This window comes from Nocardia sp. NPDC059240 (assembly GCF_042753865.1).
Lineage (GTDB): Bacteria > Actinomycetota > Actinomycetes > Mycobacteriales > Mycobacteriaceae > Nocardia.
In genome coordinates this window covers 25,696-45,672 of record NZ_JBHZAC010000005.1, presented here as the reverse complement: position 1 = coordinate 45,672, position 19,977 = coordinate 25,696, and the positions used below count along the sequence as shown (strand labels likewise).

Sequence of the window (19,977 nt, the reverse complement as noted above, 5' to 3'; positions counted from 1 at the left end):
GGATGGTGACGGAATTCCAATTTCCCATTGCCGTTTGGAGCACATCCATGTCCACAGTCGTGTCCGGAGCACCGGTCACCGAGACCCGCGTCGCCGGGCCGCCACGCGCGGTCTTGCTCGCCGTCTGCGCCTGCATCATGGTGGCGCAGTCCATGGTGGCGGCGATCAATCTGTCCATTCCACTGCTGGCCGCCTCATCCCTGCATCCCCGGCCTGCCGAATTGTTGTGGGCCGTCGACGCCTACGTGATCGTGTTCGCCGCACTGCTCATTCCGGCGGGCGCGCTCGGTGATCGATACGGGCGCAAGGGTGCGCTGCTGACCGGGCTCGGATTGTTCGCGGCCGGCGCATTGACCAGCGCCTTGGCCGCGTATCCGGCGGTACTCATTGCGGGGCGCGCGGTTTCGGGCGCGGGCGCGGCGCTCATCATGCCCGCCACCATGTCGATCCTGGTGCAGCTGTCCCCGGACGCCCGGACCCGGGCGCATGCGCTGGCCACCTGGACGCTCTCGCTGGGTCTCGGTGGGGCACTGGGCAATATCGGCGGCGGAGTGCTGCAGGAGTTTCTGCCGTGGCAGTCGCTGTTCTGGGTGATGGTGCCGACCGGGCTGCTGCTCATGGTGGTGGTCGCCGTGGTCACCCCGAAAACCGCACGCCGCGAGGCGAATCAGGATCCGGTGGGCGCGCTGCTGCTCACCGCCGGATCGGTTGCCCTGCTCTACGGCGTCATCGAGGGCCCGTCACATGGGTGGGGTTCGGTGGAGGTGCTGGCCGGATTCGGGCTCGGCATCGTGCTGATCGCGGTGCTGGGATGGCATTCGCTGCGCTCCCCGCATCCGCTCATCGACCCGCGCGTGTTCCGTTCCCGGGCACTGTCGGTGGCTGTATTGGGCACGGCTACCACGTTTTTCGGCCTCTTCGCGCTGTTCTTCGTGAACTCGCAATACCTGCAATACGTGAAGGGCTTCTCGCCGGCGGCCGCGGGCTTGGCGATCGTGCCGCTCACCATCGGCATGATCCTGGTGCCCCGCTATGCGGTGCGGCTGGAGGCCGGAATGGGGCCGCGGCTTCCGGCGGCCGGTGGACTCGCCGTCATCGGAATCGGCCTGCTGCTGGTCGCCACGGCCGACGCGAGCACCCCTTACCCCCTGTACGCGGCCTACCTGGTGCTGCTGTCGTTCGGGATGGGCTTCGCCGCGCCGGTGCTCACCACCGGCGTCATGGCCAACCTGCCCGCCGACCGCTCCGGCCTGGGCGCCGGATTGAACTCCGCCGCACGCGAATTCGGCGCTGCCATCGGTGTCGCGGTGATCGGCACCCTGATGGCGTCACACGCGGGGGACGGTGCCCACCATCCGGCCGCCTTCGCTGACAGCATGGGCCATGGCCTCGGCGTCATCGGCGTCCTGGTGCTGGTCGCCGCCGGCGTGGTCGCCCTCGGCTACCGGCGCTGACTCCTCCAACCCGATCCGCTTGTGCAGCGCCGCAAGCGGTTTCGGGGCCCACCAGTTCCCGGTGGACATCAACCGCATGAGCGCCGGGGCGAGCAGACCGCGAATGATGGTGGCATCCGAGACCACGGCCAGCGCCAGCCCGATGCCGAAGAGCTTCATGGGTGCGACCTCGGAAGTGGCCACCGCCAGCAGGACCACGGCCATCAAACCCGCTGCGGCGGTGAAGATCCGGCCGGTGCGGGCCACTCCGAGAGCCACCGACCGGGTATTGGCCGCCGGGTCGCGATCCGAGGCCAGCCACTCCTCGCGAATGCGGGACAGCAGGAACACCTCGTAGTCCATGGACATGCCGAAAGCCAGGCAGAACATGAGGATCGGCATGAACAGGTCGAGACTGCCGACCGAGGTGAAGCCCAGCAGGCTCGACAGGTGGCCCTGCTCGAAGATCCAGATCATCGCGCCGAAGGTGGCGGTCAGCGACAGCATGTTGAGCAGCAGTGCCTTCACCGGGAGCACCACGCTGCCGGTGAACAGGAACAGCAGGATCAGCGTGATGATCGCGATCAGCCCGGCCGCCAACGGGATTCGGCTGATCACCGAATCCATGGTGTCCTTGTTCAAGGCAGCCGCGCCGCCGAAGAGCACCGCACCGGGTGCGGGCACCGCACGGAGGGCCGCGAGTTGTTGCTTGCCCGCAGGAGAGTACGGCGCAACCGTGGTCCCGACCGAGAGATAGGTCCCGCCGGGCCCGATCATCTGCGGGACACCCGCCGCCAGCTTCGTGACGGCAGTGGCACCCGGCGGCACCCCGTACACGCCGTCACTCGACAGCACCGCCGCAACGCCCGGCACGGCGGCCAGGTCCTTGGCGTACGCGCCGATTTCCTTGGCGTCGCCGTGGAATCCGGGCAGCACCACCACCGCGCTGGACCCCATATCGGCATTGAAGTCCTGCCGCAGCGCGTCACCCACCTGGCGGCTGGACGCGAACGTCCCGATCACCCGATCGTCCGGCGTGCCGAAATGCGCCTTCAGGAACGGGGATCCGAGCGCCAGCAGCATCGCCGCCGCGACCACCGCGACCGGCAGGGCGCGCTTCATCACCCCGGTCACCAGCCGGTACCAGAAGGTCTGCTCGACCGGCTTCGGCGCGGGCTCACCGCGACCCAGCAGGCGGCGCACCGGTTTTCGCAGATCCCAGGCATTCACCCGATCACCGAGCAGCATGAGCGCAGCGGGCAGCAGCAGCACCGACGCGCCCACCGCCGCCACCACGACGGCGACACCGGCGTAGGCGAAGGACTTGAAGAACGGTTGCGGGAACACCGCCAGCGCGGCCAGCGCGAGCGCGACGGTCAGCCCGGAGAACACCACGGTGCGGCCCGCCGTCTGCACCGAGCGCAGGACCGCGGCGCGGGTGTCGAGACCGTTGCCGAGCTCTTCGCGATAGCGGCTGACAATGAACAGGCTGTAGTCGATGGCCAGCGCCAACCCGAGCGCGCTGGTCATATTGAGCGCGAAGATCGACACGTCCATGACCGTGGTGAGCCCGCGCAGAATGCCCAGCGTCGCGGCAATCGCGAACAGCCCCACGCCGACCGGCAGCAGCGCCGCGATCACGCTGCCGAACACCAGCACCAGCAGGATCGCCGACACCGGCACCGCAATGGCCTCGGCCAGCAGCAGATCCTTCTCGACCTGATGGTTGATATCGGCGAAAGTGCCCGCCATGCCGCCGACCCGCACCTGCACGCCGTCGTGGTCGCCGTTCAACTCGGCGGACAGCACGGCGGCCCGGTTCTGCACATCGGTGTCGGTGCCGGTGACCGTGGCCAGGATGAGCCCGCGCCTGCCGTCCTTGCTCTTCAGCGCGGTGGCCAGATCGGAACGGGTGGTGAGGTTGGTCCAATAGGACTGCACACCGGTCACATTCGGGTCGTTGCCGAGCGTGTCGGTGACACGTTGGGCCTCCGCGCGCACGTCCGGACTGTTGACGCCGCCGTCGCCGCTCACCATGACGATGAGATTCGGATTGCCGCCGGGGAAGTTCTTCGTGATGAAGTCGTTGGCCTGCACCGACTCCAGCGAGTCGGTCAGATAGCCGCCGCCGACCATGTGGTCCTTCACGGTGGCACCGAAGCCGCCGCAGATCAGCATGAGCAACAGCGCGGCGACCAGGACCGCGCGCGGGCGAGCCATGGCGAACCGGGCAGAACTGGTCAACATTGACGCAACCCTCCGACAGTCTTCAGACGGTCGGAACGTTAACGTTCCTGGTCTACCGCTCGGTAGGTGCAGTGACGATGCTCATGGACATAGCTCATGGCTATGAAGCATTGAAAAGTGGAGGCTAAACAGCTTTCGCGATCCGGCCGCGCACTTCACCCAGTTCCATGCGGCCGCCGCCGACGGCCGGTGCGGTGGCCGTGATGACGACCTCGTCGCCGTCGTTGAGGAAGGTGCGCTGCACCCCGTTCAACTCGATGGGTTCGGTGCCGCCCCAGCTCATTTCCATCAGCGACCCGCGCTCGCCGCGCTCGGCCCCGGAAATGGTGCCGGAGGCGAACAGGTCGCCGGTGCGGGTGGAGGCCCCGTTGACGGTCATGTGCGCGAGCATCTGCGCGGGCGACCAGTACATGCGCCGGAACGGGGGAGTGGAGACCAGTTGGTTGTTCCAACTGACCCGTAACTCGATATCCAGACCCCAGGCCGCCTCGTCCCGCAGATACGGCAGCGGCTCGGGATCCTGCGCGGGCAGCGGAATCCGCGCCTCGGTCAGCGCGTCCAGCGGCGTCACCCACGCCGACAGGCTGGTAGCGAAGGACTTGCCGAGGAACGGGCCCAGCGGTTGCCCCTCCCACGCCTGGATATCGCGCGCCGACCAATCGTTGACCAGCGCCACCCCGAAGACGTGCTCGGCGAAATCGCCGGTCCCGATGGGTGTTCCGAGCGGCGAACCCGCGCCCACCAGGAAACCCAGCTCCGCCTCGATGTCCAGGCGGCGACTCGGCCCGAAATCCGGTGCGCCGGAATCGGTCCGGCGCTGCCCGTGCGGTCGGATCACCTCGGTGCCCGACACCACCACCGTGCCCGAGCGCCCGTGATATCCCACCGGCAGATGCCGCCAATTCGGCAGCAGCGCATCCCCGTTCGGCCGCAGCATGCTGCCCAGGGCGGTGGCGTGATCGAGGCTGGCGTAGAAGTCGACGTAATCGCCGATCTCCACCGGCAGATCCAGCCGCACCGCCCGCACCTCGTGTACCGCCGCCGCGGGCAGCTCCGAGTCGGCGGCCACCGCCACCCGCTCACGCACCTCCCGCCAGCACTGCGGACCCTGCGTCATGAAGGCGTTCAGGCTGGGCTGATGGAACATCGGATCATCCAGCGCCACCGCCAGATCGATGATCGAATCACCCAGCCGCACCCCCACCCGCGGCTCCTCGCCCAGCGGGCGGAACACGCAGTACGGCAGGTGGGTCGGCCCGAATCCGGAACCCTCCGGCACCTCGATACGCACGCGACTGCTCATCTCCCCGTTCACCTTCCCCGTCACCCACCTGCTCCGCTCGTCGCTCAAATCCACTGGTTCGGGCCACGACCCGACCAGGTCCAGGCGTAGCCCGGATCCTCACACGCCAACGCGCCCTCACCCAGCTGCAACGGATGGAAGGTGTCCACCATGACCGCCAGCTCGTCGAAGAACTCGAGGCCGATGCTGCGCTCGTAGGCCCCGGGCTGCGGCCCGTGCGCGTACCCACCGGGATGCACCGACACCGAGCCCAGTCCGATCCCGGATCCCTTGCGCGCCTCGTAATCCCCGCCGCAATAGAACATGATCTCGTCGGAGTCCACATTGGAGTGGTAGTAGGGCACCGGAATCGAGAGCGGGTGGTAGTCCACCTTGCGCGGCACGAAATTACAGATCACGAAGTTCTGGCCCTCGAACGCCTGATGCGCGGGCGGCGGCTGATGCACGCGGCCGGTGATGGGTTCGAAGTCGGCGATATCGAAGGTGAACGGATACAGGCAGCCGTCCCAGCCCACCACATCGAAGGGGTGGGTGGCGTAAACCATGCTGGTGCCGACGATCTGACCGGCTGGGCGATGCTTGACCAGCACCTCCACATTCTCACCCTCGGCACTCACGGGCTCGGTCGGTCCGTGCAGATCCCGCTCGCAATACGGTGCGTGCTCCAGGAGCTGCCCGTATTTCGAGAGATACCGCTTGGGTGGAGTGATATGCCCGGTGCCCTCGATAATGTAGGCGCGCAACGGTTCCGGCCCGTCGGGGATCCAGCGGTGGGTGGTGGCGCGCGGCAGCAGCACCTGGTGCCCCTGCCGTACGGGCAGCGTCCCGAACACGGTTTCCACCCGGCCCGAACCGGATTCGATGTAGGCCAGCTCGTCCCCGACGGCATTGCGGTACAGCGCCGACTCCCGCAGCGCCGCCACATACGAGATCCGCACATCGGCATTGCCGAGCAGCAACCGCCGCCCGGTCACCACATCGCTCTCCCCGGGTTTGTCGCCCAGGAACAGTTCGTGCAGCTTCAGATGCCGGTGCCGGAGTGGATGATTCGCGTGCAGCCGCTGCTCGGGCAGCGCCCACACCGACGAATCCACAATGGCCGGAGGCAATCCCCGGTGATAGAGCAGCGAGGAGTCGCCGGAGAAGCCTTCTTCTCCCATCAGCTCTTCGTAATAGAGCCGACCTTGCGCATCCCGATGTTGGGTGTGCCGCTTGGGTGGCACCGAACCGACCTGCCGATAGAACGTCATTGCCGTCTCCCGCATTGACCGATGGTCCGTTTCCCATCGTAGCCATCGGATTGCGGGTGCGGCCCTGGTTCGGGCAGGTGTGCTCGAGCGTGGCTCAGGCGTGCCGCAGGGCCCGGTAGACGGCCGCTCCGATGAACTCGCCCAACGTGTCCGGGGTCCAGTCGCCCGGGTCGGTGAGCAGGGTGCGCACCGCGCCCTCACCGGCCGACACCCACAGTTCGACCAAGGCGGGCAGCTTGCGCTCGGCCGCCTCGGTACCCCACGCCTTCAGGGTCGGCCGCAGCCGGCGGGTGCAGCGCTCGACCGCGAGTATCCGCCCCTTGCCGAACGAATCCGCCACGGCCGGATCGGGATTCCCGTACAGCAGTCGCCAGCTGTCGGGCCGCTGCGACACGGTGTGCAGCAGCGCGCGGAAGCCCTCCACGAACACCGCCTCGTCGGCCTCGACCCGGCGGCGCGGCAGCACATCGAGGATGCCCGCCACCAGGTATTCCTCCTCGCGCTGGATCAGCGCCTGGAGCAGTTCGACCCGATCGGTGAAGCAGGCGTAGACGACGGGCCGGGTCACCTTCATGCGGTCGGCCACGGCGGCGATGGTCACCGCGGCGATGCCGTCTTCGACGGCGATCTCCAGCGCGGTGTCGAGAACCTGTGGGCGCCGGCGTTCGGGACCCAGATGCCGCGCGCGCTGGCGTGGTCGTATCGCCGAATCGGTACCCATGCGCACCGACGATAGCAGTGTGCGCGGAGGAGGGAACGGCTGGTCCGCAGGGGTAACAAGATCGTTTCCTACAGCGCTGCACAAAAATGCTACATTCACGTAGGAAACCACCCGGTTGAGCCGAGGACGCCCCCGGCCGGAGGAGATGGATCCCGATGAGTCAGACCCTGTTCAACCCGAAGACCTGCGAATTCGCCGAGTTCGACGCGGAGAGCGCACGACTGCTGCGCGCCACCGTCGACTACTTCGAAGCCTTCGGCAAGGTCCGCCTCCTGGCCGAGAGCCGGGACCGGGTCTGGTACGCGGACTTCCTCGACTTCATCAAGCGCGAACGGGTCTTCGCGACCTTCCTGACCCCGGCCGAGCAGGCGGGCGGCGACGAGCACAAGCGCTGGGACACCGCGCGCATCGCCATGATGAGCAAGATCCTCGGCTTCTACGGCATGCAGTACTGGTACGTCTGGCAGGTCACCATCCTCGGCCTGGGCCCGATCTGGCAGAGCGCCAATCAGGAGGCCAAGGCTCGTGCGGCCGCGCTGCTGGAATCCGGCGAGATCTTCGCCTTCGGCCTCTCCGAACAGGAACACGGCGCGGACATCTACTCCACCGACATGGTGTTGGAGCCGAAACCTCGCGGCGGTTACACGGCCACCGGCGGCAAGTACTACATCGGCAACGGCAATCTCGCGGGCATGGTGTCGGTGTTCGGCCGCCGCGCCGACAAGCCGATCATCGACTCCGCCGACTTCATGCGGAAGATGACCGATGAGGAGTACTCCGGCTACCTGTTCTTCGCCGCCGACTCCCGGCACAAGAACTACAAGCTGCGCAAGAACGTCGTCGACTCCCAGATGTACGTCGCCGCCTTCGATCTCGACAAGTACCCGGTCGCCGAATCCGACATCCTGCACACCGGGCGGGCCGCGTTCGACGCCGCCATGAACACCGTCAATGTCGGCAAGTTCAATCTCGGCTTCGGTGCGGTCGGCGCGTGCGAGCACGCCATGTTCGAGGCGGTGAACCACGCGCACAATCGAATGTTGTTCGGGCACCGCGTGACCGAGTTCCCGCAGGTGAAATCGCTGCTCGCGGACAGCTACGCGCGCCTGATCGGCATGAAGCTCTACAGCGAGCGGGCCATCGACTACATGCGCAGCGCCAACGAGAACGACCGTCGCTACCTGCTTTTCAATGCCATCGAGAAGATGTCGGTCACCCGGCACGGCCAGAAACTGTACGAGGACCTCGCCGACGTGATCGCGGCGCGCGGCTTCGAGAACGACATGTACTTCCCGATGGCCATGGTCGGCATGTTCGGCCTGCCGCGCCTGGAGGGCACGGTCCACGTCAATATGGCGCTGTCGCTGAAGTTCATGCCCAACTTCATGTTCCATCCCGCCGACGCCGCCCTGGCCGCGCTGCGCTACCTGCCGGGTGCGGGCGTCGCGCCCAAGGGAGCGGTACGCGCCGTGTCGGGCGCGCTGAGCTGGACCAGCCGCCGCGCCGGTGGCCCGGCCGCCAAGGCGGTCCCGGCATTGCGGGCCGAATTCGCCCGTGCCGCACACGCTCCCGTGCCCACCCGACGCGACAGCGCCGACGACGAATTCCTGTTCCGGCAGGGCCCGAGCAGCGGCCTGGGCAAGATCCGCTTCACCGACTGGCGTCCGGTCTTCGAGAAGTTCGCGCACATCCCGAATGTCGCGGTCTTCCTGGAGCAGGCCCTCGCCTTCCAGACCCTGCTGGCCGCCGCCACCCCGACCGCGCAGCAGCAGGAGGACGTGGACTTCCTCTTCGCCCTCGGCGAGCTGTTCACCACCCTCCCGTACGCCCAGCTGATCCTGGAGCAGGCCGAGATCGCCGGGGCCGACGAGGCCGTCCTCGATCAACTCTTCGACCTGTTCGTGCGCGAGTTCTCCAAGCACGCCCTGACCCTGCACACCAAGCCCACCGCCACCAAGGCACAGCAGGTCCGCGCGCTCGATCTGGTCCGCCGCCCGGTCGCCTCCGACGCGCGCTTCGCGCGGGTGTTGGAGCAGGTCACGGCCCTGGCGGGCGTTTATGAAATGAATCCCTGAGCTTCACCGTTGCGGGCCGGGCCGACCCGGCCCGCAAATGCTACATTCGTGAATGAATAGGCTGATCCGCCTAGCCATCGACACTGCAAAGGAGCAGCACGATGACTGAGAAGACCGCGCGTCCCCAGTTCGACGCACCCGCACGCACCGTCCGCGAGGTCGACTACGGCTTCTTCGGCCCGGGCTCGGTCACCTGGAAGTTGTGGACCGCGCCGACCGCGCTCATCGGATTCCAGCGCGCGGTCACCCTCGAGCACTTCGACCCGGATCTGACCGCGGCCGTGGCCGATGTCGGCGGCATCTACGCCGACCCGCGTGGGCGGCTCGACCACACCTTCGCGTACTTCCTCATCGCGGCCGTCGCCGACAGTCGCATGGCGATCGAGGCGTCCGAACACCTCATGCAGGTGCACGCCAAGGCCACCGGCATCGAGCCGATCAGTGGAAAGCGCTACAGCGCAAACAATCCCGACTCGCAGCTGTGGATCCATGTGACCGGCTGGCACTCGGTGCTCAAGTGCTACGAGATGTACGGCCCGGGCCCGCTGAGCCCGGAGGAGGAAGCGCAGTACTGGCGGGAGTGCGTCATCGCCGCCGAACTGCAGACCTGCCGTCCCGAGGACGTCCCCACCTCCCGCGAAGAAGTGCGCGAGTACTTCGAACGCGTGCGCCCGCAGCTGTGCAGCTCCGAACGCGCCCGTCGCGGCATGCACTACCTGCTGTTCACGCCCAGTGAGAAGGGCATGAGCCTGTGGGCGGGCAGTCGCCTGGTGGCCCCGGCGGCCATTGCGACACTGCCGAAATGGATGCGCGAGACCGGCGGATTCGACCAGCCGGGCGTACTCGACGCCGCCTATCCGCCCGCGGTCCGCGCGGCCATGGCGGCCTTGAAGAACGACCAGTTGAAGCTGAAGGTGGCCAAGCACTTCATCGGTCGGATGACCGGTCGTCTGCTCGAGGAGCACATGCGAGCCGGGGTTCCCGCAAACCCGGTGACCGTCACTCCGGCGCAGGCCAAGGAACTGTACGGCCGTTCAGCACGCTCGAGCGCATAACGGCGCGGTTAACATTTCGGGGTTTTTGCCGGTCGGAAGGGCCTTCCCGGGTTAAGAGGCCTGCCTACGCTTGCGTAACCGGACGAGCGTACGGCAACCTCGCCCTTGATCTTCGAGATTCGCTCGAAAAGTCAAGACTCAGCCGAGGAGGCCCTTCCGTGTCCCACTACAAGGCGAACCTACGAGACATCGAGTTCAACTTGTTCGAGGTACTGGGTATCGGGGAACTGCTGGACCAGGGTGCCTACGGCGACCTGGACGGCGACACCGCTCGAGAGATGCTCGCCGAGGCGAAGCGCCTCGCGGAGGGGCCGATCGCGGAATCGTTCGTCGACGCCGACCGCAACCCGGTGGTCTTCCTGCCGGATCAGCACACCATCACCGTGCCGGAGCCGCTGAAGAAGACCGTGGCCGCGGTCAACGAGGCGGGCTACTCGGGTCTGGGCATGTCCGAGGAGATGGGCGGGGTGCCCGCGCCCAACGCCCTCATCTGGGGCATCCAGGAAATGATCGTGGCCGCCAACAACTCGGCCTCCTTCTTCAATATGGGTCCGCTCATGCACAAGGTGCTCTTCGACGAGGGCACCGAGCAGCAGCAGAAGTGGGCCGCCTTCGCGTGGGAAAACCGCTGGGGCGGAACCATGGTGCTGACCGAGCCCGACGCGGGCTCCGATGTCGGCATGGGCCGCACCAAGGCCATCCAGCAGGCCGACGGCACCTGGCACATCGAGGGCGTGAAGCGCTTCATCTCCGGCGGCGACGTCGGCGACACCGCCGACAACATCTTCCACCTGGTGCTGGCCCGCCCCGAGGGCGCCGGACCGGGCACCAAGGGCCTGTCGCTGTTCGTGGTGCCGCGCTTCCTGTTCGACACCGAGACCATGGCCATCGGCGCCAAGAACGGCGCGCTGGTCACCGGCGTCGAGCACAAGATGGGCATCAAGTCCTCGCCCACCTGTGAGATCACCTTCGGCGGCGACATCCCGGCCATCGGCTACCTGGTCGGCGACGTGCACAACGGCATCGCGCAGATGTTCAAGGTCATCGAGAACGCGCGGATGATGGTAGGCACCAAGGCCACCGGCGCGCTGTCCACCGGCTACCTGAACGCCCTGGAGTACGCCAAGCAGCGCGTGCAGGGCGCGGACCTGACCCAGATGACCGACAAGGCCGCGCCGCGCGTCACCATCACCCACCACCCGGACGTGCGTCGCTCGCTGGCCACCCAGAAGGGCTACGCCGAGGGTCTGCGCGCGCTGTACATGTACTGCGCCTCGCACCAGAACGCCGATGTGGCGCAGGCCAATTACGGTATCGACGCCGAGCTGGCGGAGAAGGTCAACGACCTGCTGCTGCCGATCGTCAAGGGCTGCGGCTCGGACCGCGCCTACGAGAGCCTGACCGAATCGCTGCAGACCCTGGGCGGCTCCGGCTACCTGCAGGACTACCCGATCGAGCAGTACATCCGCGACTGCAAGATCGACTCGCTCTACGAGGGCACCACCGCCATCCAGGCGCAGGACTTCTTCTTCCGCAAGATCATTCGCGACAAGGGCGTGGCGCTCGGCCACGTCGCGGGCCTGATCAAGAAGTTCGTCGACGGCGGCCCCGACCAGTTCAAGGTCGAGCGCGGACTGCTCGGCACCGCGCTGGAGGACGTGCAGGGCATCGCGGCCACCCTCACCGGCTACCTGTTCGCCTCGCAGCAGCAGGTCGACGAGCTGTACAAGGTCGGCCTCGGTTCGGTCCGATTCCTGTACGCCGTGGGCGATCTCGTCATCGCGTGGCGACTGCTGGAGCAGGCCGCCATCGCGCAGGCCGCGCTGGACGCCGGCGCGGACGAGAAGGACAAGAACTTCTACACCGGCAAGGTCGGTGTCGCGTCCTGGTTCGCGAAGAACAAGCTCCCGCTGATCACGGGCGTGCGCACGGTGATCGAGAGCATCGACAACGACATCATGAAGTTGGACGAAGCCGCGTTCTGACGTAGCTCCGGTGCGTGTCATTCCGGCGAGCCGTGACTCGCCGGAATGACACGCACACTTCGTTTTGTGACCTGCTGTGTTGTGTCGTGCCCAACGGGTACAACTACGACATGGTCTTCCCGGTAACCTTCGGCTGGATTCAGATTCTGCTGCTGGTGCTAGGCATCGGCGCGATCGCACTTCTGATCACGGCGGTCCTCAAGGCGCGCAAGGTCGGCTGGCGAGTGCTCGCCGGACGAGGGGCGGGCGCGGTCGGACTCGTGCTCGTGGCCGTGGTCATCCTCTGGATCACCACGCTGCTACAGACGTTCCTCGGACTCACCGGGGAGGTGAAGGCCGCCCACATCGAGGCCAAACCCATTGCGGGGCAGGAACACATGATGAATGTGGACCTCACCCTCTACGGCGACAAGGACCACGCCGACGAGCACAAGACCTACCAGGTCGAGGGCGATATGTGGGTGCTGCAGGCCAATATCGTGGAACTCGAACCCTGGGTGAACGCGCTCGGCTTCAACTCCGGCTACAAGGTGACCCGGCTCTACGGGCAGCGCCTCGACGGCATCGCCACCAAGCAGAACCAGATCTTCCTCAACGGCAGCGACGCCGACTTCTTCCAGGACATGAAGAATCAGTCCTGGTACACAAAGCCTTTCGTGCGCTCGGCCTACGGCAACGCGGTGATCGCCACGCCGGGCACGTATGACGTGTTCATATCCCGCGACGCCATCAAGACCAGGCCGGTCTAGCGACGCCTACTCGGCGAGCTCGGCCACCACGGGCGCGTGATCGCTGGCGCCCTTGCCCTTTCGCTCCTCGCGGTCCACGTTCGATTCGGTGACGCGGGCCGCCAGGGCGGGGGAGGCGAGGATGTAGTCGATGCGCATGCCCTCGCGGCGCGGGAAGCGCAACTGGGTGTAGTCCCAGTAGGTATAGACGCCCGGGCCGGGGTGGAACGGGCGCATCACGTCGGTGAAGCCCGCCTCGCCGAACGCCTCGAAGGCGTCGCGTTCACGCTCGGACACATGCGTCTTGCCCTCGAAGAATTCCGGCGACCAGATATCCAGGTCGGTCGGGGCGATATTCCAGTCGCCGACCAGGGCGATCTGCGCGTCCGGATCCTCCGAGAGCCACTTGCTGCCCGCATTGCGCAGCGCGGCAAGCCATTCCAGCTTGTAGGTGTAGTGCGGATCGTCCAGCGCACGGCCGTTGGGCACGTACAGGCTCCACACCCGCACCCCGCCGCAGGTCGCGCCGATCGCGCGCGCCTCGACCACCGGCGTGCTCAGCAGCGACTCCCCGGCGTCCTTGTCGAAGCCGGGCTGATCCGGGAAGCCGATCTCGACATCGTCGAGCCCGACCCGCGACGCGATCGCCACCCCGTTCCACTGGTTGAGGCCGACGTGCGCGACCTCGTACCCGGCGGCCTCGAACGCCTCGAACGGGAACTGCTCGTCCTTGCATTTGGTTTCCTGCATGGCCAGCACGTCGACGTCGGTGCGGTCCAGCCAGGCCAGCACCCGATCCTGCCGGGTGCGAATCGAATTCACGTTCCAGGTAGCGATGCGCACGAGCGGTGAACCTTTCAGCAAGAGGGTCTATCCAAAGCGGAATCGAAAAATCTAGGGCGCGGCGTACCGGTAGCGGTGGTGCTCCACGAAACCCATCTCCCCATACAACGCCTGCGCCGCGTCGTTGTCGTCCGACACCTGCACGTACGCGTGCGTCGCGCCCCGCGTCTGCCCCCACCGGATCATCTCCGCGCACACCAGCGCGCCCAGCCCGTGCCGGCGATGCCCGGCCGCCACCGCCACGCAGGTCAGGCCCACCCATTTGCGGCCGTCCGGCGCGGTGGTGAGCGCGGCCCGGCCGATGGCCAGCGGCGTCGGCAAACCCAGTGTGGCGAAGGTGACTTCACCGTCGCGCACCGCGGTCAGCACCTCTACCGAGGGGGTGGAGCCGACATCGGTGTCACCGCCGCGATGCCGGTGCGTGGACAGCCACGCCCCGTCCGGCTCGGTCGTGAACCGCACCATCGGCGGACCCTGCGGCAGCTGCACATTCGCGATATCGACGGCAAGCACCAGGGTTTCGCTCCAGCTGCGCCACGCCGCGGGCGCGGTGGCCAGGCGATCCGGCAATTGCAGCACCAGCGGCAGGCCGTGCGCGGCGTACCACTCGCCGAGCTGCCGCAGCGTGTCCGTATCCATCAGTGCCGGTCCGTCCGTACCGCCCAGCGGCACCGCGGAATTCGCGCGATTGGTGTAGCCGTCCCCGGCGCGCAGCAGCCAGCCGTCGATCCAGGACCGCATCAGGCCCGGCCAGCCGTCGGCGGCCGCCGCCTCCAGGGAGCGGATCTCGCTGGTCCGAATGGGCCTGGGCCCGACCGGTTTCCACGCCACCACCTGATCCCAGGCGATCGACACCACCTGGCCGTCGGCGGTGCGCACGGTCAGCGGGTCGGTGGCGGTGAGTTCGCCGATCACATCCGTCAGCGGCTGCGGATAACCGGCGGGCAGGCGGTAGCGGATCACCACCCGCTTGCCGAGCGGCGGGAGTTCGGGTTCGGTCACCGGCGTGGGTCAGTCGTCGTCTTCGTCGTCATCGTGGCCGAACGGGTCCGGGACGGTGCCCGGCACCCAGCTCAAACCCGGCTTGCCCCAGCCGTTTCGCTTGATGGACTTCTTGGCGGCCCGGGCATTGCGGCCGACCAGCACGTCCACGTAGAGGAAGCCGTCGAGGTGGCCGGTCTCGTGCTGCAGCATGCGCGCGAAGAAACCGTGGCCCTCGATATCGACCGGCTCGCCCTTCTCGTCGGTGCCGGTGACCCGGGCCCAGTCGGCGCGGCCGGTGGGGAACTGCTCGCCGGGCACCGACAGGCAGCCCTCTTCGTCATCGTCGGGATCCGGCATGGTTTCCGGGATCTCGGAGGTCACCAGCACCGGATTGACCACGCAGCCGCGGCGGCGGACCATCTTGCCGCCGGGGACGTCGTCGGGGCAGTCGTAGACGAAGATGCGCGGGGAGAGCTCGTCCTCGTCCTTCAGGATGACCTGATTCGCGGCCAGCCCCACGCCGTTGGCGGCGTCCATGGTCTCGTACATGTCCGCGATCTGCTCGGCCAGCTCCTCCGGTGACTGCGTGACCGGAGTGGTCGCGCGGTGCAGAACCGGGTCGCCGACAATGCGAATCGGGAGAATAGCCATGGTGAGCAGCCTACTGGGCTGGCTTTATCCGAGAGATCACCCCCCGGACATGCGGCTGCGACGCGCGGCGGCGGGGCCGTGCGGCCACCAACACGCCGAGGCTCGAGTCACAGAACACGCCGAGTGGTACGCGTCGGGAAGTCTGTGCCGCGTGGTTGAATGATCGCTGACGCACAAGCACCATATTCGTCTGGTGACCACTCGGCGAGGGAGCACTATGGACAGCGCAGCGGCACGAGACGTCCCCGCAAGCGAGGACGGAATCACTGCGGCTGGCCCCGACGGCGTCTCCGACGAGGATGGCGCGCACGGTCTTTCCCGCCGCGAACTCGACATTCTCGATTTCGAGCGCAAATGGTGGAAGTACGCGGGGGCCAAGGAAGAGGCCATCCGCGAGCTCTTCGACCTCTCGGCCACCCGCTACTACCAGGTCCTCAATGCCGTCGTCGACAAGCCCGAGGCGCTGGCCGCGGACCCCATGCTGGTCAAGCGCCTGCGCCGGCTGCGGGCCAGCCGCCAGAAGACCAGGGCCGCACGCCGTCTCGGCTTCCAGGTGTGAGTGATCCCGCGCTCGGACCCCGGTACCCATTAGGCTCGACGCCGTGAGCAACCCGAATTCGCCGTCCGGCGGTCCGCCGCTGCGCGCCCTGGCGATGGTCCTGATCGCGCTGGCCATCGTGTTCGCGGGGATCGGCGCGATGTCGCTGTCGAGCTCGGATTCCTCCGACGCGAGCGCTACCACCAGCTCGCAGTCCGGCAGCGCCGCACCCAGCACCACTGCGGCACAGCAGAATTCGGCCCAGGCCACCACCACCGTGCCGGTCGTGCCGACCACAACGGCAGCGGCCACGACCACCCCCGCGCCGACCACCACCACGGTCGCGCCCACCACCACGGCGGCGGCGGGCGTCGACAAGGCCCTGCCCGTACGGGTTTACAACAACGGCACGGTTGCCGGACTGGCCAAGAAGACCGGGGATCAGCTCGCCGGTGAGGGTTTCAATGTGGCCGAGGTCGGCAACTACCCGAACGGTGTCATCCCGAAAACCACCGTGTACTACGGCAGTTCGCCCAAGGAACAGGCATTGGCCCAGGCCATCGCCGCGGAACTGGGCTGCTCGGCCGAACCTCGGTTCCCCGGAATCGCGGACTCGCCCGCCGGCGTCATCGTCATCGTCACGGGTAACTGAGTACGGGACGACAGAACACCACGATGGCCCCTCCACGGGATGTGCACGTGGCTCTGGCATCATCTTGTCCGGTACGAACTATGTCCACCCTGCTTTCCGATAAACTCGGACTCGTAAAGGAGTTCCCCGATGGCCTCGTCCTCGACTCGTCGCCCGTCTTGGTGGACTGTTGCTCCGGTGCTCGCGGTCGCCGCTCTCGGCCTCACCGCGTGCTCGAACAGCCAGGAATCGAGTGACGTCAAGGGGACGAACCCGGCCGTCTTCACCAGCTCGGCTGCCCCCGCGGGCAGCACCGGCGGACTCGGCAATGCCGCCGAGCCGAAGGATTCGGTCTCGGCCACCCTCAAGGACTCCAACGGTCAGGCCGTCGGTACCGCCACCTTCACCAGCAAGAGCGGTCACCTCGAGGTCATCATCTCGGCGCACGGTCTCAAGCAGGGCTTCCACGGTCTGCACATCCACTCGGTCGGCAAGTGCGAGGCCAACTCCGCGCCGCCCGCGGGCGGCGCGACCGGTGACTTCCTCTCCGCCGGTGGCCATCTGCAGGTCGGCGAGTCCGGCATGCACCCCTCCAGCGGTGACCTCACCTCGCTCGAGGTGCTCAAGGACGGCACCGCCACGCTGACCACCACCACCGATTCCGTCACGCTGGACGAGATCAAGGGCAAGGCCCTGATCATCCACGCGGGTGCCGACAACTTCGGCAACATTCCCACTCGGTACGCGCCCGCACCGGATGCGGACACCCTCGCGACCGGCGACGCGGGCGCTCGGATCGCCTGCGGCGTCATCGCCTGAAACCTATTGAGGTGAGCCATGGCCGGGGCAGGCACTACGAAGGTCCCCTTCAACTCTTCGCCTCGGCCCACGCTCGGCGTGGAATGGGAGGTCGCGCTCGTCGACAAGCGCACGCGCGACCTGTCCAACACGGCGGCAGCCGTTTTCGAGGCCTGTGGTGATCTGCGCGCCTGGGACGGCACCCCGCAGATCACCAAGGAACTGCTGAGGAACACCGTCGAACTGGTGTCGGGCAAACACGACACCGTCAGCGAAGTGGTCGACGAACTGCGCGCCACCCAGGACGTGGTCCGGCGCGAGGCCGACAAGATGGGCGTCGACCTGTTCTGCGCGGGCACGCATCCGTTCGCGCAGTGGTCCGCCCAACAGCTCACGCGCAGTGCGCATTACGACGAGCTCATCGAGCGCACCCAGTGGTGGGGCCGCCAGATGCTGATCTGGGGCGTGCACGTGCACGTCGGAATCTCGCACCCGGAGAAGGTCTTCCCGATCCTCAACGCGATGCTGCAGTCCTACCCGCACCTGCTGGCGCTGTCCGCCTCCTCACCCATGTGGGCGGGCGTGGACACCGGCTACGCCAGCAACCGGGCGCTCATGTTCCAGCAGCTGCCCACCGCCGGACTGCCCTTCCAGTTCGAAAACTGGGGTCAGTTCGAGGGATTCGTGCACGACCAGATGAAAACCGGTGTGTTCGAACAGGTCGGCGGCATGCACTGGGACATCCGGCCCGCACCCAAGTGGGGGACCATCGAGGTGCGCATCTGCGACGGCACCCCGTCCAAGGCCGAACTGTCCGCCATCGTGGCGCTGATCCACTGCCTCATCGTCGATCTGGATCGGCGAGTCGAATCCGGCGAGCCGCTACCCGACATCCTGCCGCCCTGGCATGTGCAGGAAAACAAGTGGCGCGCAGCGCGATACGGACTGGACGCCATCATCATCACCGACGCGGCCAGCAACGAACGCCTGGTCACCGACGACCTGATGGACCTGCTCAACCGGCTCGAGCCGACCGCCAAGAGCCTCGGCTGCGAGAACGAACTGGCACTGGTCGCCGACATCCCCAAGCGGGGCGCGTCCTACCAGCGCCAGCGCCGGGTGGCCGCCGCCGCACAGGGCGACCTGGTGGCGGTCGTCGACTCGCTGGTGCACGAACTCGAGCACTAAAAGCGACTTGCACCGTTGTGATTTCGGTTACGCCGAAATGCGGACGGTGTACGCGTGGCCAGCGACGATAAAGCCCTGACCGGGGGCTGTTCATCAGGTGTCGCAGGCCACGTTCAACTGGGCATAGGGGTGGCGTTCATGCGGCGTTTACTATGGCTGGATGTTGCTCGACGACCCGCGCTCCCGATCCGGCGGTGCCGCACGCCGCCTGGGAATGTGGACGCCGTCGCCGCGCACTCGAATCACCGCCGCGCTGGCCGCCGGTGCGCTGTTGCTCCTCGCACTGCAGTTCGTCGCCGCCCGGCACCACTTCGTCGGCCCCGTCGAGAGCATCTGGGACGACTTCGCCGGTAATGCCAAATCCTTCACCGTGCCCTGGGCCGGACTCGGACTCGCCCTCATCGGGCTGTCCTGGCGGCGGCGCGGCATCGCGGTCGCGGCGGCACTCGGCATCGACCTTGTCTACCAAGGGATTCGGACCCTCAACGGCGGACCGCTCGCCATGGGCAACGGCCCGGTCCTGGTCCTGATCGCGATTCTGGCACTGGCACTGTGGAAATGGCAGGGCGCCGAACGGGCCAACGCCCTGCACGCGGGCGCCCTCGGCATCCTGCTGGTGCTCTCCAGCAAGGTCGCCGACGTCTGGCTGGGCATCACCGTGTTGGCCGGGCCCCGCGTCCTCGACGAGCACATTGTGCTCGTCGACCACGCGCTCGGCGACCCGTCCTGGATGATGGGTCAGCTGCTGGCCTGGCTCAGCCCCATCGCCTCGTCGGTACTGCACTGGGTCTACATCGAACTGCCGCTCGGCGCGATGATCGTGACCATCTGGCAGCTGCGCAATGTGGTGAAGACCGGCGTCTGGCCCCGGCACTACCTGGTGCGCACGTTCCTCGTGCTCGGGCTGATCGGGCCCATCTTCTACGTGATCTTCCCGGTCGTCGGACCGATCTTCGCCTACGGCGCGGACGGGCACGCCTTCTCCCTCGGCCAGTACTGGCCCAATGTCATACCGCCGGTGGACCTCTCGCCCGGGTCGATCGCCTTCGACCACTACACGCCGCGCAACTGCATGCCGTCGCTGCACACCGCGTGGGCGCTGTCGATCTTCATCCACTCCCGCCGCGACCCCAGCACCGGCGCGCCCGCACCGGCGTGGCTGCGCTGGGGCGGCGCGTTCTGGCTCATCGCTACGCTGTCGGCCACCCTCGGCTTCGGCTACCACTACGGCGCGGACCTGGTCGCCGGTGCGGTGCTGTGCCTGACCATCGAATCCGCGCTGCGCGCACCGGAACGCGGCTGGGACGCCACCCGCATCCGCCTCGTTGCCAGCGGGGCCGTGCTCTTCGCCGGACTGCTGCTGTCCTACCGGTACCTCTCGGCCGGGTTCGCCGAACATCCCGCCCCGGCGGGCGCGCTGGTGCTCGGCCTGCTCGCCGCGTTCGTGACGGCCTTCTACCGGACCTGGTTCGCGCAGCCCGCGGTCGCGGCCGACCGGCTCGAAAACGCCGTACGCGCCTGAGCTTTCAGTCGGTGGACGCCGGCTG

The 19,977-nt window shown here is 67.3% G+C and carries 16 protein-coding genes and 1 pseudogene; 10 read left to right on the top strand and 7 right to left on the bottom strand.

Translation table 11 applies throughout. The features are described 5' to 3' along the window. Nucleotides 1-2 precede the first annotated feature (2 nt). Nucleotides 3-1,289, top strand: a pseudogene (locus ACFXHA_RS19030) (MFS transporter); the annotation flags it as partial. A 39-nt stretch (nt 1,290-1,328) separates the two neighbouring features. Here ACFXHA_RS19030 and ACFXHA_RS19025 read toward each other — a convergent pair. The 4 genes from ACFXHA_RS19025 to ACFXHA_RS19010 form a co-directional block, all read right to left on the bottom strand. Continuing rightward, the gene (locus tag ACFXHA_RS19025) at nt 1,329-3,680 is read right to left on the bottom strand and encodes an MMPL family transporter (protein WP_379358415.1); all 2,352 of its coding nucleotides are present in this window, start codon (nt 3,678-3,680) and stop codon (nt 1,329-1,331) included. Nucleotides 3,681-3,804: 124 nt separating this feature from the next. Then, entirely contained in the window at nt 3,805-4,983 is a 1,179-nt protein-coding gene (gene fahA / locus ACFXHA_RS19020) for a fumarylacetoacetase (RefSeq protein ID WP_379358413.1), read from the bottom strand. Between the two features lie 44 nt (nt 4,984-5,027). Then, entirely contained in the window at nt 5,028-6,233 is a 1,206-nt protein-coding gene (locus ACFXHA_RS19015; RefSeq protein ID WP_379359571.1) for a homogentisate 1,2-dioxygenase, read from the bottom strand. 94 nt (nt 6,234-6,327) lie between these two features. Continuing rightward, nucleotides 6,328-6,954 (bottom strand): TetR/AcrR family transcriptional regulator, encoded by a 627-nt coding sequence (locus tag ACFXHA_RS19010; RefSeq protein WP_379358411.1) that lies wholly within the window; start codon nt 6,952-6,954, stop codon nt 6,328-6,330. A gap of 155 nt (nt 6,955-7,109) precedes the next feature. On the opposite strand from ACFXHA_RS19010, the gene ACFXHA_RS19005 reads away from it, so the two are divergent. From ACFXHA_RS19005 to ACFXHA_RS18990, 4 genes are all read left to right on the top strand, one after another. Next, nucleotides 7,110-9,029, top strand: coding sequence for an acyl-CoA dehydrogenase family protein (locus ACFXHA_RS19005; protein ID WP_379358409.1), 1,920 nt, complete (start codon nt 7,110-7,112; stop codon nt 9,027-9,029). A 101-nt stretch (nt 9,030-9,130) separates the two neighbouring features. Beyond that, entirely contained in the window at nt 9,131-10,084 is a 954-nt protein-coding gene (locus ACFXHA_RS19000) for an oxygenase MpaB family protein (protein ID WP_379358407.1), read from the top strand. A 158-nt stretch (nt 10,085-10,242) separates the two neighbouring features. Next, nucleotides 10,243-12,069: an acyl-CoA dehydrogenase gene (locus ACFXHA_RS18995; RefSeq protein ID WP_379358405.1), complete on the top strand. Its 1,827-nt coding sequence runs from the start codon at nt 10,243-10,245 to the stop codon at nt 12,067-12,069. 110 nt (nt 12,070-12,179) lie between these two features. Then, complete coding sequence (locus ACFXHA_RS18990) at nt 12,180-12,818, top strand: hypothetical protein (RefSeq protein WP_379359569.1); 639 nt, start codon at nt 12,180-12,182, stop codon at nt 12,816-12,818. Between the two features lie 6 nt (nt 12,819-12,824). Here the strand turns inward: ACFXHA_RS18990 and ACFXHA_RS18985 are convergent, their stop codons facing one another. From ACFXHA_RS18985 to ACFXHA_RS18975, 3 genes are read right to left on the bottom strand one after another with little or no spacing between them, the layout of a single operon-like run. Beyond that, on the bottom strand, nt 12,825-13,640 hold the full coding sequence (locus tag ACFXHA_RS18985) for an exodeoxyribonuclease III (protein WP_379358403.1): 816 nt from the start codon (nt 13,638-13,640) through the stop codon (nt 12,825-12,827). 51 nt (nt 13,641-13,691) lie between these two features. Beyond that, nucleotides 13,692-14,642, bottom strand: a complete 951-nt coding sequence (locus ACFXHA_RS18980; protein ID WP_379358401.1) for a GNAT family N-acetyltransferase — start codon at nt 14,640-14,642, stop codon at nt 13,692-13,694. A gap of 9 nt (nt 14,643-14,651) precedes the next feature. Beyond that, nucleotides 14,652-15,275, bottom strand: coding sequence for a peptide deformylase (locus tag ACFXHA_RS18975; protein ID WP_379358399.1), 624 nt, complete (start codon nt 15,273-15,275; stop codon nt 14,652-14,654). A 217-nt stretch (nt 15,276-15,492) separates the two neighbouring features. Here ACFXHA_RS18975 and ACFXHA_RS18970 point away from each other — a divergent pair, with 217 nt between their 5' ends. From ACFXHA_RS18970 to ACFXHA_RS18950, 5 genes are all read left to right on the top strand, one after another. Beyond that, on the top strand, nt 15,493-15,834 hold the full coding sequence (locus ACFXHA_RS18970; protein WP_379358397.1) for a DUF3263 domain-containing protein: 342 nt from the start codon (nt 15,493-15,495) through the stop codon (nt 15,832-15,834). A gap of 43 nt (nt 15,835-15,877) precedes the next feature. Continuing rightward, nucleotides 15,878-16,465 (top strand): LytR C-terminal domain-containing protein, encoded by a 588-nt coding sequence (locus ACFXHA_RS18965; protein ID WP_379358395.1) that lies wholly within the window; start codon nt 15,878-15,880, stop codon nt 16,463-16,465. Nucleotides 16,466-16,594: 129 nt separating this feature from the next. Further along, on the top strand, nt 16,595-17,263 hold the full coding sequence (locus ACFXHA_RS18960) for a superoxide dismutase family protein (protein WP_379358393.1): 669 nt from the start codon (nt 16,595-16,597) through the stop codon (nt 17,261-17,263). A gap of 18 nt (nt 17,264-17,281) precedes the next feature. Beyond that, entirely contained in the window at nt 17,282-18,430 is a 1,149-nt protein-coding gene (locus tag ACFXHA_RS18955; protein WP_379358391.1) for a glutamate--cysteine ligase, read from the top strand. Nucleotides 18,431-18,590: 160 nt separating this feature from the next. Further along, complete coding sequence (locus tag ACFXHA_RS18950; protein WP_379358389.1) at nt 18,591-19,952, top strand: DUF5933 domain-containing protein; 1,362 nt, start codon at nt 18,591-18,593, stop codon at nt 19,950-19,952. Nucleotides 19,953-19,977: the final 25 nt, after the last annotated feature.